The following is a 16,181-nucleotide window of genomic DNA, read 5'->3' as shown; positions in this document are numbered from 1 at the left end:
GCGACATGACCGCCCACTCGCGCTGGCTGATAAAAGACAGCGAATCCACCGAACTGCTTCTGGAACAGTATCGCCATAAATTCAACCTGGAACCGATGCAGATCCGCCATGAAACCCTGAGTTTCTACGATGACTTTGAATGGCATCTGTGGCGCAAAAATCAGCTCTTAGCCAGCAATAATCAGGGCTTGGTTCTGCGGGTTGATAATTCCCTGCTGAGTTTCTTTGATCGGGAGAAGCCCCCGGTTTTCGCCAAGGATTTCGACAATCCCCAACTGAGAGAAGCTCTGCAGAAGCTCACCAAGGGACGACGCCTTTTCCCGATGGCAGAACTTGAGGTCGAGTTTTGCCAATACGCTGTTCGCAATAAAGACCTGAAGAAGGTTTGCGACCTGAATGTCATTCTGACCGGTTACGGCACTATGGTTGAGCTTAAGGCTCTCAGAGGCTACGACAAAGAGTACCGCCAGTGTCTTAATATCGTACTCAATGGCGAACCCAACGAGCTGGAACACCATATTTTCCTCAACAGCCTCAAACTGCTGGGCATTCACCCCAGTGACTACACTGCACGCCCTAAATTCAAACTGGCTCCGGAACTGGATACCTGCGATGCCATTGCCCTGATCGCTCAGAAACTCTGGCATAACGTCAGAAGCAACGAAGAAGGTATCATCAGAGACTGGGATATCCAGTTCCTGCATCAGTATCGTGTTGCCCTACGCCGAATGCGCGCTTTGTTCAGCCAGATGAAACAAAGTCTGGGCAAAGAAGAAAGCCAATGGTTTAAAACCCATTTAGCTGAACTTGCCAGACCTACGAACCGACTCCGGGATCTGGATGTTTATCTGAAATCAGAAGAGAACTATCTGTCACTGATTCCCCATAGTTTCCATGAAGGTCTTCAGAAACTCTTTAAAGACCTTTCCCGCGAGCGTCATCAGGAACAGAAGAAACTTGCCGCAGAACTGAGAAGCCCGGAATACCGCAGCAAAATCAGCCTGCTGGAATCTCATCTGGCACTTTGCCCGAAATCACCGACGAAAAAGGGTCACAAGCCGGTTCTAAAACTGGCGGCCCGCCAGATTATCAGTCGCTATAACGCCATCTCCATGGACGCACTGGAGATCACGGACACCTCACCGGATGAGCAGGTGCATGAGGTTCGCCTTGGCTGCAAAAAACTGCGCTACCTGCTGGAATTCTTTGCCGATCTGTTCCCGAAACAACAGATACGCCTACTGTTAAAAGCACTGAAACAACTGCAGGATAATCTGGGTGAATTTAATGATCTCTCCGTGCAACGGGAAAGCCTTGAGCAGTATCTTGAGCAAAATAAAGTCGCCCCGGATACCCAAGCCGCGATACATGCTCTTAACGGTGTGCTCTACAATCGCCAGCAGCAGGAAAGAGCCCGCGTTCGGGCACAACTGGAAAGTTTTTTAAGTGAAGACGTTCGTCAGGGAGTCGAGTCACTGATGCCAAAACCTACTGCACCCGAGACGAAAACAGGGAGGTTATCCGTATGAAAACACTGGCCTGCTACAGCATTAAAGGTGGCGTAGGAAAAACCGCCTCCTCCGTAAACCTGGCTTATCTGGCGGCTCAGGCGGGTTATCGCACCCTTCTGATTGACCTGGACTCACAGGGCGCATCATCTTTTTACTTCCGTGTGCGCCCAAGCAAAAAGAACTGGGGTAAGCGTTTCTTCAAAACCTATGAACAGCTGCTGAAACAGATCAAAGCCTCAGATTTTGAACATCTGGATATCATTCCCGCCCACGAATCCTTCCGCCATTTTGATGCCTTACTGAGCGATCAGGGTAAACGGGAGCTTCGCCTTAAACGGGTACTAAAAGGCCTGAAAAAAGAGTACGACCTGATTGTCCTCGATTGCCCACCGACCCTGAGCTACCTGAGCGAAGCGGTGTTCCACGCCGCCAATATGATCGTTGTTCCTGTGATTCCGACAACACTCTCTGAACGCACCTATGAGCAACTGCAGGACTTCTTCGGTAAACATGGCTTACCGACTAAGATGATTTACCCTTTCTTCTCTATGGTTCAGCGCCAGAAGCAACTGCATAAGAGCACCATTGAGCGCATGCAGGACGATACCCCCCGTCTGCTGGACACCCTTATTCCCTTCTCTACCGACATCGAAAAAATGGGTGAACACAGATCCCCTGTCAGCTGCTTTGCCGCGAGATCTGCCGGTGGACAGGCCTATGAGGAACTCTGGCAGGAGATTTCACGCAAGCTGAAGAAACTCTGAGCGGATAAGCAGGGAAGCTGACCATGGCAAAGAAAAAGGGGCGTTTAAAAATTGCTGCACTGCCGATTCGCTATCACAAAAAGAAAGGCCTGCAGATCTGCCTGATCACGTCCCGAAAACGCGGCTATTGGATTGTGCCGACAGGGAAGCCGGAAAAGAAACTGAGCGACGCGGATGTGGCTCAGCTTGAAGCCTATGAAGAAGCTGGCGTCTTGGGTCGCGCCAGCAGAAAGCAAAGCTTCAGACATAGCACCTGCTCGCTCAGGAAACAGCTACATCGCAATCTGAAACTCTACCCGCTGAAAGTCCGTAAGGAGCTGAAACGCTGGCCGGAAGCCGGTCAGCGTCGACGTAAATGGATCAAAGTCAGCAAATTAGCTCTGCATCTGGGAGATGCCTCACTCGCTAAAAAGATCAGCGACCAGCTTCTGTGACCCAGTGAATCTGATCAGCCAGTCTGACGGCTGGCAAAAATCTCCCGGGCTTTCTCAAACTTCATCATGTTAAGAAACAGCGGATCCTGCATCATCATTTCGGTATTTACAGATAACGAAGGTTTTACCGCTGCCTCGTAATCCGCCTGATCCATCGCATCCTCACTCTTACGGATATAGCCACCGCTCAACTGAGCAATCATCTCTGCTCTCGCCCGTGCCAGTTCAGGCCCTTTAGCCACTCCCGGAGGATTAAGGCCTGCAGCAGCTAAAAGCTGATGCTGGGCATGAAATGCATTACTGGTTGAGAGATAACCATTGTTATCAATCGTAGCCACCACCTGACCACGAACAACAACTTCTGCGTAGGTATTATTAACAGGATTGCCCTGATAGTTTTCTATCTGCTGATATCGGGATTGGAGAAAACTCAGATTACTTTCAACAATCTGACGGAAGGTTTTATCCGGCAGCTCATCCAGACTCTTTAGCTGAGTGGGTTCAAAGCGATGTGCCAGGTTCTGATCGGTCTCAATTCGCATCGTAAGCTCCTTCTTCGATAACAAACTCACAAACCTTAAATAGCAAGGATTGCCGCTTTTCTGTACGTCAGAACTTCCAGCAAGAAATATTCCGTCTGCCCAGCATCGGTTAATTCCATAATGAAAGAAGCCCGACTGCCAATGATCAGCAGTCGGGCTTTATCAAGGTGGACATCCCTGTCCGGATAAAAAAGGTGGACTAACGAGTTAATGCTTTGAACGATCTGACGCTTTTAGTGATCAACCATCAGCGACCGGCAACCAGTCGGCACTTGGATTCCGCCAATGGACGAAACGCCTGATCAGCCGGAATGGTGCGCAGAATCTTAAACAGATCCCACTCGCCATTTGATTCAGATGGCTTTTTCACCTCTGCCAGATACATATCGTGGATCATGCGGCCATCATCACGGATGCGTCCGTTGGTTGCGAAGAAGTCATTGATTGGATTCTTCTTCATATCTGCTAGCACAGCGTCTGCTGCATCTGTACCGGTACGTTGCACCGAGTTCAGATAGTGCATGGTGGATGAGTAGATACCTGCGTGTACCATCGTTGGCATGGAACCGGTTTCTTCAAAAAAGCGCTTCGACCAGGCGCGGGTTTCTGGAGTGCGATCCCAGTAGAAACCTGTGGTCAGCTGAAGTCCCTGCGTTGTTTCAAGGCCCAGACTCTTCACGTCATGCAGGAAGACCAGAAGCCCCGCCAGTTTCTGGCCGGACTCAACAACACCAAACTCTTTTGCCGTTTTCAGGGCATTGATGGTGTCAGCACCGGCATTGGCCAGACCCACAATCTTGGCTCCGGATGCCTGCGCCTGCAGAATAAATGAGGAGAAATCACTGGTTGCTAACGGGTGACGAACACCGCCAACGACCTGACCACCACTGCCTTTCACAACCGCTGAAACATCACCTTCCATCGCATGACCAAAGGCATAATCTGCGGTCAGGAAGAACCAGCTATCGCCGCCCTCTTTTACCACAGCCTCGCCTGTTCCATGGGCCAGCGCGTAAGTATCATAAACGTAATGCACCGAGTTCGGCGTGCAGTACTGGTTGGTAATCGATGAAGAGGCCGAACCGGAAACAATCGACAGCTTGCCCTTGGCTTCCACTACCTTGTTCACGGCGATGGTCACCGCAGAGGAAACCATACCCGCCACCAGATCAATATTATCGGTATCGATCCACTGACGAACCTTATTGGCACCGATATCCGGCTTATTCTGATCATCCGCAGCAACAATGGTGATCTTCTTGCCATTCACCTTGCCACCAAAGTCCGCGATTGCCATTTTGGCTGCTATCAGGCCGTTCGGGCCTGCCAACGGACTGTAGGTGCCGGACATATCAGCGATATAACCAATGCGGACTTCATTATCAGACATACCAGCGGCGTGGGCACCGGAGGAGATAGCCAGAGCAGAAAGCACGCCAGCAGAAAGCTGTTTCAGGTTAAATCCTTGTTTCAGTTTTAAACGCATAGGGTCTTCCTTTGTTCTTGTTGTTGTTTTTAAGGTTGTTTTATCAGTTCTTGCGCGTACAAAGCTCACTGCAGTCACAGTGAGCGGGTAAAACGTCAAACAGAGGTTCTATAAGATCAATTTGAAAGCCGGATCAGGCGGACTGAGCAAACTGATCTCTCAGGGTTCGCTTGAGTAATTTTCCTGCAGTGTTCTTCGGTAGCTGTTCAACAAAGTGCACCTGTTTTGGCACCTTGAAAGCCGCCAGATGCTCTTTGGCGTGACTGATCAGCACCGTCTCATCAACATCGACATCCGGCTTCAGCACCACCACAGCGGCAATCGCTTCGATCCACTTCTCATCCGGCACACCGATGACAGCAACCTCAGCGATGGATGGATGCGTGTAGAGGGCTTCTTCCACATCGCGACTGGCCACCAGCACACCACCGGTATTCACCACATCCTTGATGCGGTCGACGATATAGATAAAGCCTTCTTCATCCTGAATCCCCAGATCACCGGAATGGAACCAGCCATCTTTAAAGGCTTCTGCTGTCTCTTCCGGTTTATTCCAGTAACCCACCATCAGATGCGGTGACTGATGCACTAATTCCCCCTGTTGCCCCGGCGCACAATCTTCCCCGCTGACAGGATCAACAATACGGGTGCACACCGAAGACACAGGACGACCACAGGAACTCGGGCGGGCCTTGTGCTCCGCCGGTGTCAGAACTGTAGCCAAAGGTGCAATCTCGCTCTGGCCATAGCAGTTATACAGACCGGACTCCGGCAGACGCTGCTCCAGCTCATGCACAATGGGCTCCGGCATGATGGATGCGCCGTAATAGAGTTTCTGCAGATGTTGCAGCTCAGCATCTACAAAATCGGCATGACGCAGCAGGGCGATCCAGACCGTTGGCGGTGCAAAGAAGGAGTTCAGTTTCTCCTCTTTCAGCAGTTTCAGAATCAGGTCTGGTGTTGGGGTATCGATCAGGTAGGAGAAGGAGCCTGACAACAGCGCAGGCATACTGAACACATGCATCTGAGCAGAGTGATACAGCGGCAGCGCAGCCAGTCCACGATCATCCGGTGCGATATCCAGATGATTAATACAACTGGCGTATTCCGACATCAGGGAGCGATGGGTATGCATGGCACCTTTCGGATCCGAGGTGGTGCCGGAAGTGTAGAGAATCTGCACCACATCACTATCACTCAGTTCACGTTCCGGCGCGGCAGAATTCAGAGATGAATCCAGAGCAACCGTCAGAATATCCAGCTTTTCATCAGAGGTTGCAGCAGGGTCAGCGGCATGCAGACTGCCATGCAGGGTCAGATCAACCTGATCATAAACCTCATCAATATGGGCTTTCAGGCTGGAGTCAGAAAACAGGGCTTTAGCGCCGGACTGATTCAGCACATAGAGGAGCTCCTCTTTTACCAGCGCAAAATTCACCGGTACATGAATCAGACCCGCTTTGGCGCAGGCGAGGAAAAGCAGCAGGTAAGCATCGGAGTTTTTACCGTAAGCGGCAACGCGATCACCTTTATCCAGACCCGCTGCAATCAGGTGGTTCGCCACACGATTAACAGCCAAATTCAGTTCTGAAAAGCTCCATCGACGGTCCGCATACTGCAGAGCTATCTTGGTATTATTTCGGCGGGCGGAGCGTTCCAGACCATCGCCGATGGTGTTGCGGGTAGCACGGGCAATTACTTGAGCCATATCCATGGTCGACATGCGACACCTCTCTTCTTACTTATTGTTTTTGTATTAAAAGAATCGTTATAAGAGTTTTTTCAGAACAGGCGTCAGCTAGTTAATAACGCCTGATCGGTGCGAACAATGGCCGTAACGGTCGTTTTTATTGACCGAAACGGCCAAATTGATCAAAACCCCACAGGTTATCTCACCTTAGTTTTGCAGGGGCTTTCCGGTGGATAACAGGTGCAGCATGCGGGCAAGACAGCCCTCCTGCTGCGCCAGCTTGAGATCAGTCGCAAGCTCCAGCTCATCAAATGCCTGATACCAGCCTTCACTGCTCGCCTGATTCAGCAGGCACAATAATGACTGCTCCAGATGCTCCTGATAGGTGGTTTGTTCAGAGGTTTGACCCGAGATCGCTTCAGGCTGGAAAGCGGTCAAAACCGGTAACTCAGAGTCAACAGTGACCGTCTCACCTTTGGCTTTAAGTGATCGGGCAACAGCAATAGCATCCCCCAGCAGACGATCGGCGTTCATGCTGACATCGCTGCGTTCTGAGACAAAGCCCAGCGCCTGCGCCTCCAAAGCGGAGTAACTGACCCGGGCAGATCTCAGGGTGTTAAAGCAGTGTTCAATCGCCCGATCAGCCCCCATCAGCCGACTTGAGTGAGCCAACAGCTTTTTACAGCCACCCCAGCCGGGAACAATCCCCACCTGAGCTTCCACCAGCCCCAACTGAGCTTCTGCCGCCAGCTGCACATGATGACAGTGCATCAGCAGCTCTACCCCACCGCCGAGCGCCTTACCGGCCACTGCAGCGACGACAGGCACCGGCGATGCTTCGATACGCTGAAACAGCTGCTGTCCACGACGGATATAGTCTTCCAGGCCTCCGGACTCTCTCAGCTGCATAAACTCTTTCAGATCCGCACCTGCAGCAAAGACAGCCCCGCTACTGGCGATCAATAAGGCCTGATTGCCCTCAATAGCCTGACCCAAAGCAGCTTCCAGCTCATCCAGCAGCGTGGTGCTCAGGGCGTTAATTCGGGCGGAGAGTTCAAGGCAAAGCAGCTCATCATCCAACTGCCAGAGTCGGCTAAATTGACCTTCTATCAACGCTTGACCCTGAGTCAGATCGGACCAGTGCACTATGCCTTCAGCACGCTGAATAGGCTGATAGCCCCCGGTCAGATTGAGCTGATGGCTGGTTAGCTGATGATCCACACCTTCCAGCGTGCAATAACCTGATTTGTGGTCTTCTGAGGCCTGTTGCAGCCAGGGTGCTGTTTCGGCAAAAGAATCAGGATCGCCTTTCTGCTCTTTCTTAAGCAGAGCATCAAAGGTTCCAGCGCCTATCTTGTCTCTCAGCTCAAAAGGGCCGAAACGCCAGTTGTAGCCCAGACGCATGGCGGTATCGATAGCATCAATATCCTCCGCCACATCCGGTAACAGGGAGGCCGCATAGGCCACAACCCGACTCAACACACGTCGGGCATATTCGCCGCCCTTATCTTCTGTCTGAACCAGTGCCGGCAGCGCACCCGGTTTGAGCTTGAGGCTCGACCAGTCCGGCAGGTCTGCCAGAGGCTGATATTCAAGATTGCCGAGATTCAGCTGGAGCGGCTGTTTATTTCCGGCCTCATCCTGAGTCTGTCGATAAAAGCCCTGCAGCACCCTGCCCTTACGGCCATGCCAGCCGTTTTCGATCATGGTACTGATAATGTCTGGTGACTTGGCGTATCGCTGGAAAGCATCTTCTTCCGGCAGCAGACGACTGAGGCTTGTGGTTACCTCAGGCATGAGGTCGATACCACACAGATCCCAAAGCCCGAAAACGCCGGTCTTAGGGAAACCACACAGCTGCATAATCTGGTCGGCCTGACGCACATCCAGTTCCAGCGCCATCGCTTCCTGAAGGGCAACCTGCATCCAGTACACCCCAAGACGGTTTGCGATAAAGCCCGGGCGATCCGCACAGGTGATCACGGTTTTACCCATGGCTTTGTCGTTGAAGCTTTTAAGTGCCGCCAGTCCTTCTGGCGAAGTTTCATCCGTGGAGACAAACTCCACCAGTCGCATATAGCGCGGCGGGTTAAAGAAGTGAGTCACGACAAAGTGCTTACGAAAGCCCTCACTCATCCCTTCCAGCAGATGACGCAGTGGCAGGGTGGAGGTATTGGATGACACCATGCAGTGCGGTGCCCGAACCTGATCGATCTTGCGGTACAGCGCCTGTTTGATATCCAGGCGCTCGACAATGGCTTCCACGATCCAGTCCTGATCAGCCAGCTCTGCCAGATGATCCTCGGTATTACCCACTGAGATCCGATCCGCCACTTCAGCAGACATCAGTGCACCTCGTGAGCCTGCGTTTAGCATACGTGCCAACGCATCAGCAGCGATCTGGCTGCGCTCGACAGGATTCGCGCCTTCAGAGGCGCGATCCAACAGCAGCACCTGCGCACCGGCATTGGCCGCCTGCGCTGCGATGCCAGCGCCCATAACTCCGGCACCGATCACCGCCACCCGGCGGATTTGAAGTTCAGCCATCAGTTACGCTCCTTGAGGTTTTCGACAATCAGCGCAATCCCCTGTCCGCCACCGATACACATGGTGATAAGGCCATAACGACCACCGATGCGCTCCAGTTCATAAAGGGCTTTCAGGGTGATAATGGAACCGGTTGCTCCCACCGGGTGACCGTGAGCCACGGCACCGCCATTAGGGTTTACCTTGGCAGGATCCAGTCCGAGGGATTCCGTCACCGCCATCGCTTGGGCGGCAAAAGCTTCGTTGGATTCGATCAGATCCAGATCAGCAACCGTCAGACCGGCTTTTTCCAGTGCGATCTTCACCGCAGGAATCGGCCCCAGCCCCATCACATCCGGCTCAACACCGGCAAAGGCGTAACTGACAAAACGGGCACGGGGTTTCAGGCCACGGCGCTCCGCTTCCGCCTGTGAGGTCAGCACCAGTGCCGCTGCACCATCGTTAATGCCCGAGGCGTTACCAGCCGTTACCAGTCCCTCTTTCTTAAAGGCGGGCTTCAGGCTGGCCAGACCTTCGGCGGTAATATCAGCTCTGACATGTTCATCGGTTGCAAACAGACGTGTTTCCCGTTTATGGCGGATTTCTACCGGCACAATCTGAGAGTCAAACAGCCCCTCTTTGATCGCGGTGCTGGCTCGCTGATGGCTGGTCAGAGCGAAGGCATCCAACTGCTCACGGCTGTATCCGTATCGGCCAGCGATATTTTCTGCGGTGATACCCATGTGGCCGCTATCGAAGGGATCACTCAGAATATCCAGCGTCATATCCAGAGTTTTACCGTCACCCATACGCTGACCAAAGCGCATATTGGGCAGCAGATACGCCCCCTGACTCATACTTTCCGCCCCACCAGCCAGCGCTATGCGGCTGTCACCGGCAGCAATCATCTGAGCGGCAGAGATCAGCGACTGCACAGAAGAACCGCACAGACGGTTTACATTCAGCGCCGCAGATTCCACCGGCAAACCGGCATTGAGAGCGATATGACGGGAAAGGTACACATCCTGCGGTGAGGTAGTAATGATATGGCCAAAGACCGAATGGTCGATCTCACTAGCCGGTACACCAGAGCGTTTGATCGCTTCTTTAGCCGCAAAAGTGCCCAGCTCCGCAGGTGTAAACTGGCTCAGGGAGCCACCAAAAGAGCCTATCGCGGTGCGGGCACCATCCAAAATAACGACCTGGGTTAAACCAAACAGGGTTAAATCAAACTGAGTTAAATCTGTTGCAGACATCGCTAAATCCTTCGCAGTTATTCTTGTTTTAATCGGGAGTTTGGGACGGGCAGACTGTTAAATCAGACCCAAAAAGAGATCAGCGCCCCAGCAAAGAACGGGCGATCACCTCTTTCATAATTTCGGAGGTACCGGCATAAATCGTCTGAATACGGGCATCAACGTAGAAGCGGGAGATCGGATATTCGGTGGTGTAACCGTAGCCGCCGAACAGCTGCAGGCATTCATCGATGGTTTTGCACTGCATCTCACTCAGCATGAGTTTCAGGGTGGCGGCGTCGGTAGCGCTCATCGCACCTTCGCTGTAACGCTGCATACACTGGTTAAAGTAAGCTCGTCCCAGCTCGATCTGGGCTTTCACTTCTGCCAGTTTGAAGCGGGTATTCTGAAAATCGCCTATCCGCTGACCAAAGGCTTTGCGCTCCTGCACATAATCCAGCGTCAGTTGCAGTGCCCCTTCCATCGCGCCTAATGCCTGAGAGGCGACACCAAGACGCTCCCGGGGCAACTCCTGCATCAGGTAGACAAAACCCTTGTTCAACTCACCCAGTAAGGCATCTTCCGGCACGATCAGATCTTCAAAGAAGAGTTCTGCGGTATCGCTGGAATGCTGGCCGATCTTGTGAATGCCCTTACCTTTGGAAAAGCCCGGCAGGCTGGCATCCACCAGAAACAGGGAGACGCCTTTGGCACCCGCCTGCGGATCGGTTTTCGCACAAACAATCACCATATCCGCCAGCAAGCCGTTGGTAATAAAGATCTTGGAGCCGTTAATCTTCCAGCCTTCCGGCACTTTTTCGGCACGGGTTCTTAAGGCCGCAAGGTCGCTGCCCGCGCCCGGTTCTGTCATGGCGATAGCGCCAACGACCTCACCAGAAGCCATTTTTGGCAGCCACTGCTGCTTTTGAGCTTCCGTACCGATATGCAGGATATAGGGCATCACAATATTGGCGTGGATGTTGTAGCCGCTGCCTACACCACCAAAACCCTGTCGGGAGATCTCTTCGCAGATCAGCTGACTGATTTCGAACTCAGCACCTGAACCTCCATAAGCCTCCGGCAGATCCACACCCAGTAGTCCTGCCTCGCCCAAAGTGTTCCAGAGTTGGCGCGGCACCTGATGATCTGCCTCCCACTGTTCAAAATAAGGTTCAACCTCCTGCTGCAGAAAGCGCTGCACCATTTCGGCAAACAGAGGAGCATCTTCGCCATAAATACGGGTGGAATACTGAGATGTAGAATGTGGGGCTACTGAAGCGTTCATAGTCGTTTTCCGCAGGTTTCGTTCTTATTCTGATCACTCTTCTCTCAGGATCTAATCAATTACGCCCGAGAAAGATTGACTGTTCAGGCCATTAAATCCCTGACTATGAAAAGACTGAATGACATTTACGGTCTATTTAATTGACTTAATCGGCCAAACACCGGACAGTCAGTCTGGCTGCTGGACGCAGAATAAGAGATGCCATACCTTGAGAAGCTGTTTTCGATTTGCCTGATAGCAAACTGACCAAACAGCCCAAATAACAATAAAAAAACGTCTCCCAGAGCACTGAAACGGAACCTGGCTCAGGAACAAGAAAGGACACTGCACCATGCCCGCTATTGCACTGACTGACGTCCCCGAACGCCGACAGAAACGCCATATTGCCAACCACTATATTCGCGCCTGTATCACAGGGGCTCTGGCCCAGGGCGTGAATGAGCAATCACTTTTAGAAGCAGCAGATATTCCTGCGGATAAGGCCGACGATCCTGATTTTCTGATCACAGAACAACAGCTGAGCGATCTGATTAAAGCGGTGTGGCGCACCACCAAAGATGAGTTCATGGGGCTGGCACCCAGTGCCTGTAAAAATGGCGTTTTTGCCCTGATGGCGGAACTCGCACAACAGGCCAATACCCTGGGCGGTATGCTGCAGCAAAGCGCCCGCTTCTACAGCACGGTTTATCACCATATTGATGCAAGACTCGATGGCGAAAGCCTGAATGACAGCCAGCAAAGTCAGATCTTCTACCGGCTGCAACTGGATGATCAGGGCATGGATCCGGATCATCTGCTGCAGGAGTTTCTGCTGCTGATGTGGCAACGATTCGGCAGCTGGCTGGTGGGCCAACATATTCCTATCAGCGCCACCTGTTTTAACTACCCCGCGCCAGCCCATGCGAAAGAATATCGCGCCATGTTTACCGGCAACCTCATCTATGGAGCCGAAGCCTGCGGTTTCTTTCTGCATCCCCGTTATCTGCAACTGCCCATCATACGTACACCGGATGAACTGGCAGGGTTTCTTAAAGCCTCCCCCGCTATGATTCTGCATCGGCCGGGACAGGATGATCGGCTCACCACCCGAGTGCGTATGCTGTTGCAGCAATACGATTTTCATCAGCTGCCGGAATTGGAAGCGATCAGTGAAGCGCTGCATCTGGCACCCAGAACCCTGAGACGCAAGCTGACGGAGGAAGGAACCTCATTACGCAATCTGAAAGAGGAATTAAGACGGGACTTTGCCATGAAGCTGCTGGTTGCTGAGCACCTGTCGGTAAACGATGTCAGTGAACGGGTAGGTTTTTCTGAAACAGCCGCCTTCTGCCGTGCATTTAAACGTTGGACAGGGCACTCACCCTCTCAGTGGCGCACGACCGAAAAGCGAACTTTTTAAGCCTTTGGGAAGAAAACCTCTAACACTTTGGCAGCGTCCCAATTTTCGGGATTACTGATACAATTAAAGCAATGCGGAAATAATTGCTGAATTGCAGATATAACCTGGGGTATCCGACATTGATTCGCCCCGTCATCTCTGATCATTTTCAGGCTCCAATTGGATGGTGCCTGCCACAGGAATCCCTGTTTATATGATTAAGCCTACCCAGCCCGCCAATGAGCAAGAACGTCTAGAAGCACTCGAAGCCTATCAGGTACTGGATACCGAAGCGGAGAAAGCCTTTGATGATTTGACCATTCTGGCATCACGCATCTGCCAAACCCCAATCGCGCTGGTAAGCCTCATCGATCCGGAACGTCAATGGTTTAAAGCCAGAGTGGGTCTGGATGCCTGTGAAACAGAGCGGGATATCGCCTTCTGCGCCCACGCAATTCACAAGCCGGAGGTGATGGAAGTTCAGGATACGCTTCAGGATGAACGCTTCTGGGATAATCCTCTGGTAACGGGTGCTCCCTTTATTCGCTTCTATGCCGGTGCGCCTCTGATCACACCTGAAGGTTTTGCTATTGGCACCCTGTGTGTCATCGCCCCTCATCCGATGAAGCTTACCGATGAGCAAAAAGATAACCTGAGCATACTGGCTCGGGCCGTTGTCTCTCAGCTGGAGCTGCGGAAGAAAGTGCGTGAGCTGGATCGCGTCAGCCAGTTTAAGAGCGATTTTCTGTCCAATATGAGCCACGAGATCCGCACCCCAATTCATGGCATCTCAGGCACCCTGCACCTGCTACAGAATATGGCGCTGAATCGGGAACAGAATCATCTGGTCTCCCTCGCCCTTGGCAGTGCCGATGCGCTGACCGAACTGGTAAATGATATTCTCGATCTGTCCCGCATCGAAGCCGGTAAGCTGGAATTGCAAACCGAAGAGTTTGATCTTGCTACCCTATTGGCTGAAGTAGGTGCCACCCATGGCATTAAAGCCAACGAGAAAATGATCGAGCTGATCTGCCCAGCCCGCCACATCCCCAGCGGCAGAGTTCGGGCCGATAGCCTTCGTCTGCGACAGGTGTTAAACAACCTGATCAGCAACGCCATCAAGTTTACCCATGAAGGCTTTGTCTCCATTGATCTGCAACTGACGCCGAAACACTCCGTCAGCGAGAACGGCCACCAGCAACTGACCGCGCGCTTTGAAGTTAAAGACAGCGGCATCGGCCTGACGGAAGAACAACTATCCCGACTGTTCCGACGCTTCCAGCAAGCCTGCTCAGATACCACTCACCTTTACGGAGGTAGCGGCCTGGGTCTGAATATCTGCCAACAGCTGGTGGAGATGATGGATGGCAAAATTGGTGTGCAGAGCCATTACGGTGAAGGCTCTATTTTCTGGTTTGAGGTCGCTCTGGAAAGTGTCAACCTCAACCATGAAGAACAACCGGATCTGTCCGATGAACTAAGAGTTCTGGCGATTCACTCCCGCCCCGCGACTCAGATATTCCTGCAGGATCTGTTCAGCCAATGGAAACTGGAAGCTGATGTCACAAGCCCCGGTAGAGCCTACAGACAGCTGGAAAACCAAACCCGGAATTACACGCATATTCTGCTGGAAGAGGAGGCAGAACAAAGCAGAACCGGTGCTTTAAGCGAACAACTGAGCCACTACTGGTCAGAAACCGATAAGCCCAAACTGATCCTGATGCGCCAACCGGGCAAAAATCAGAAAACGCTGGATCTGAGCCCCTACTTTGGCGCCGTCAGCTTACCTTTGTTCCCGGAAGAGCTCCTGGCTCTCCTGCAAGGCACTGTTTCGGCAGATCAGGGAATTTCCGATAACCAGACAACATCGGTGCAACAGTATTCCGGATACGCCCTGATCGCTGAAGATAACAAAACCAATCAGGTGGTTGCTAAAGGCTTACTGAGCCACTTGGGTCTTGAGGTGGCTATCGCCAGCGACGGTTACGAAGCCCTGCACAAAATGCGGGAAGAAAACTTCGATATCATCTTTATGGACTGCCAGATGCCCGTCATGGATGGCTTCAGAACAACCCGTGAGTTGCGCCAAGCGGAAGGACTTAAAACCAATAGTCAGGTACCGGTAATCGCACTTACGGCTAATGCGATGCAGGATGACCGCAAGCGCTGCCTTGATGCAGGCATGGACGAGTTCCTCACCAAACCGATCGATCCGGGTCAGTTGAAAAAAGCACTGAACCGTTTTCTGCCTATTGTCCAACAGGAAGAAAATCAGGCGGTTGCCAATACTGTTGAGCCCACTCCAACAGAGTCTGCATCCGGAACAGCTGCATCTCCTGAATTGGCAACCCCTGCAGTGGCAGCTCCAGAATCGGAAACACTTGCGCCTGCCTTTGATTTTGCGGAATACAGCAGCCGACTCAGTGACGATATGGAACTGATGCAGCTGGTGATGGAAGCCGCTATCGACGATATTCATCGCATTCTGACCGAACTGGCAGACACACCGGATGACAAACTGACTGCGACCCTGCATCAGTTAAAAGGACTGGTAGCAAATTGTTCCGCAAAGGTACTGCTGGAGAGGGTCACGCTACTGGAAGAGCAGAGTAAATCGGAACACTCAGGCCAAATCCGTCAACAACTGCCGGAACTGATCTCACTAAGCCAGAGTTTTGAGCGGGAGATGAAAGCCCGGCTATTCAGCCAGTAGGATGATGCCCTATAGACAAAGATGAAAAAGGCGCTTTGGTTGTACGTACAAGACAATACGTAAACCAAGCGCCTTTTTATATTCTGTTCCGGGCGGCTGAATCTCAGCCCCTCATGGTCAGTGGTGGTGGCCACCAATACCATGGGCATGACCGTGAGCGATCTCTTCTGAGGTTGCATCACGAACATCAGCAATGATCAGATCAAAGGTCAGTGTTTTACCCGCCATAGGATGGTTGGTATCCACGGTCACCATAAACTTACCTACTTTAACAACAGTTACCTGACGCTGACCTTGCTCCGTCTGAACGACGGCCATCATGCCCGGCTTCCATTTTTTAGCACCCATCAGGTGTTTGGTCGGAACGCGCTGCTCACTGTCTTCACGACGCAGACCATAGGTCTCTTCCGGTGGCAGGGTAACGGAAAACTCTTCACCCGCCTCACGACCTTCCAGGGCTTTCTCAACGCCCGGCATCATATTGTTATGGCCATGCAGATAAGCAACCGGATCAGCACCAACATTGCTTTCCAGCGTCTGGCCCGCTTCATCTTTCAGTGTGTAGTAAAACTGAACAACTTTATCTTTAGAAATACTCATTGCTGTACCTTACTGAC

Annotated in this window: 12 protein-coding genes; 5 read left to right on the top strand and 7 right to left on the bottom strand. The window is 52.2% G+C overall.

The window, feature by feature from the left end:
- Positions 1–5 precede the first annotated feature (5 nt).
- The 3 genes from BV405_RS01020 to BV405_RS01010 are packed head-to-tail and all read left to right on the top strand — an operon-like array spanning position 6 to position 2,709.
- Positions 6–1,529, top strand: coding sequence for a CHAD domain-containing protein (locus BV405_RS01020; protein ID WP_086478987.1), 1,524 nt, complete (start codon positions 6–8; stop codon positions 1,527–1,529).
- Entirely contained in the window at positions 1,526–2,275 is a 750-nt protein-coding gene (locus BV405_RS01015; RefSeq protein WP_086478986.1) for a ParA family protein, read from the top strand. Before BV405_RS01020 ends, BV405_RS01015 begins: the two co-directional genes overlap by 4 nt.
- A 23-nt stretch (positions 2,276–2,298) precedes the next feature.
- The gene (locus tag BV405_RS01010; protein WP_086478985.1) at positions 2,299–2,709 is read left to right on the top strand and encodes an NUDIX hydrolase; all 411 of its coding nucleotides are present in this window, start codon (positions 2,299–2,301) and stop codon (positions 2,707–2,709) included.
- Positions 2,710–2,723: 14 nt separating this feature from the next.
- Here the strand turns inward: BV405_RS01010 and BV405_RS01005 are convergent, their stop codons facing one another.
- The 6 genes from BV405_RS01005 to BV405_RS00980 all read right to left on the bottom strand — a co-directional run bounded on the left by BV405_RS01005 (position 2,724) and on the right by BV405_RS00980 (position 11,473).
- On the bottom strand, positions 2,724–3,251 hold the full coding sequence (locus BV405_RS01005) for a hypothetical protein (RefSeq protein WP_086478984.1): 528 nt from the start codon (positions 3,249–3,251) through the stop codon (positions 2,724–2,726).
- Positions 3,252–3,498: 247 nt separating this feature from the next.
- Positions 3,499–4,737: an ABC transporter substrate-binding protein gene (locus BV405_RS01000; protein WP_086478983.1), complete on the bottom strand. Its 1,239-nt coding sequence runs from the start codon at positions 4,735–4,737 to the stop codon at positions 3,499–3,501.
- 133 nt (positions 4,738–4,870) lie between these two features.
- Entirely contained in the window at positions 4,871–6,460 is a 1,590-nt protein-coding gene (locus tag BV405_RS00995; protein WP_245832191.1) for a fatty acyl-CoA synthetase, read from the bottom strand.
- Positions 6,461–6,634: 174 nt separating this feature from the next.
- Positions 6,635–8,974 (bottom strand): 3-hydroxyacyl-CoA dehydrogenase/enoyl-CoA hydratase family protein, encoded by a 2,340-nt coding sequence (locus tag BV405_RS00990; RefSeq protein ID WP_086478982.1) that lies wholly within the window; start codon positions 8,972–8,974, stop codon positions 6,635–6,637.
- Positions 8,974–10,209, bottom strand: a complete 1,236-nt coding sequence (bktB, locus tag BV405_RS00985; RefSeq protein WP_086478981.1) for a beta-ketothiolase BktB — start codon at positions 10,207–10,209, stop codon at positions 8,974–8,976. Before bktB ends, BV405_RS00990 begins: the two co-directional genes overlap by 1 nt.
- Before the next feature lie 79 nt (positions 10,210–10,288).
- On the bottom strand, positions 10,289–11,473 hold the full coding sequence (locus BV405_RS00980; RefSeq protein WP_086478980.1) for an acyl-CoA dehydrogenase family protein: 1,185 nt from the start codon (positions 11,471–11,473) through the stop codon (positions 10,289–10,291).
- A 331-nt stretch (positions 11,474–11,804) separates the two neighbouring features.
- Between BV405_RS00980 and BV405_RS00975 the strand changes: the two genes are divergently transcribed.
- Together BV405_RS00975 and BV405_RS00970 are read left to right on the top strand one after the other, a co-directional pair.
- Positions 11,805–12,872, top strand: coding sequence for an AraC family transcriptional regulator (locus tag BV405_RS00975; protein ID WP_217895543.1), 1,068 nt, complete (start codon positions 11,805–11,807; stop codon positions 12,870–12,872).
- A gap of 193 nt (positions 12,873–13,065) precedes the next feature.
- Positions 13,066–15,564: a response regulator gene (locus BV405_RS00970; protein ID WP_176329993.1), complete on the top strand. Its 2,499-nt coding sequence runs from the start codon at positions 13,066–13,068 to the stop codon at positions 15,562–15,564.
- 117 nt (positions 15,565–15,681) lie between these two features.
- Here BV405_RS00970 and BV405_RS00965 read toward each other — a convergent pair whose 3' ends face one another.
- Positions 15,682–16,164, bottom strand: a complete 483-nt coding sequence (locus BV405_RS00965; protein WP_086478978.1) for an FKBP-type peptidyl-prolyl cis-trans isomerase — start codon at positions 16,162–16,164, stop codon at positions 15,682–15,684.
- Positions 16,165–16,181 lie beyond the last annotated feature (17 nt).

Origin of the sequence: Oceanospirillum sanctuarii (genome assembly GCF_002150805.1) — a bacterium.
GTDB classification, from domain to species: domain Bacteria; phylum Pseudomonadota; class Gammaproteobacteria; order Pseudomonadales; family Halomonadaceae; genus Oceanospirillum; species Oceanospirillum sanctuarii.
Note: the sequence above shows the minus strand (reverse complement) of the source record. Positions and strands in the feature narration are given on the sequence as shown.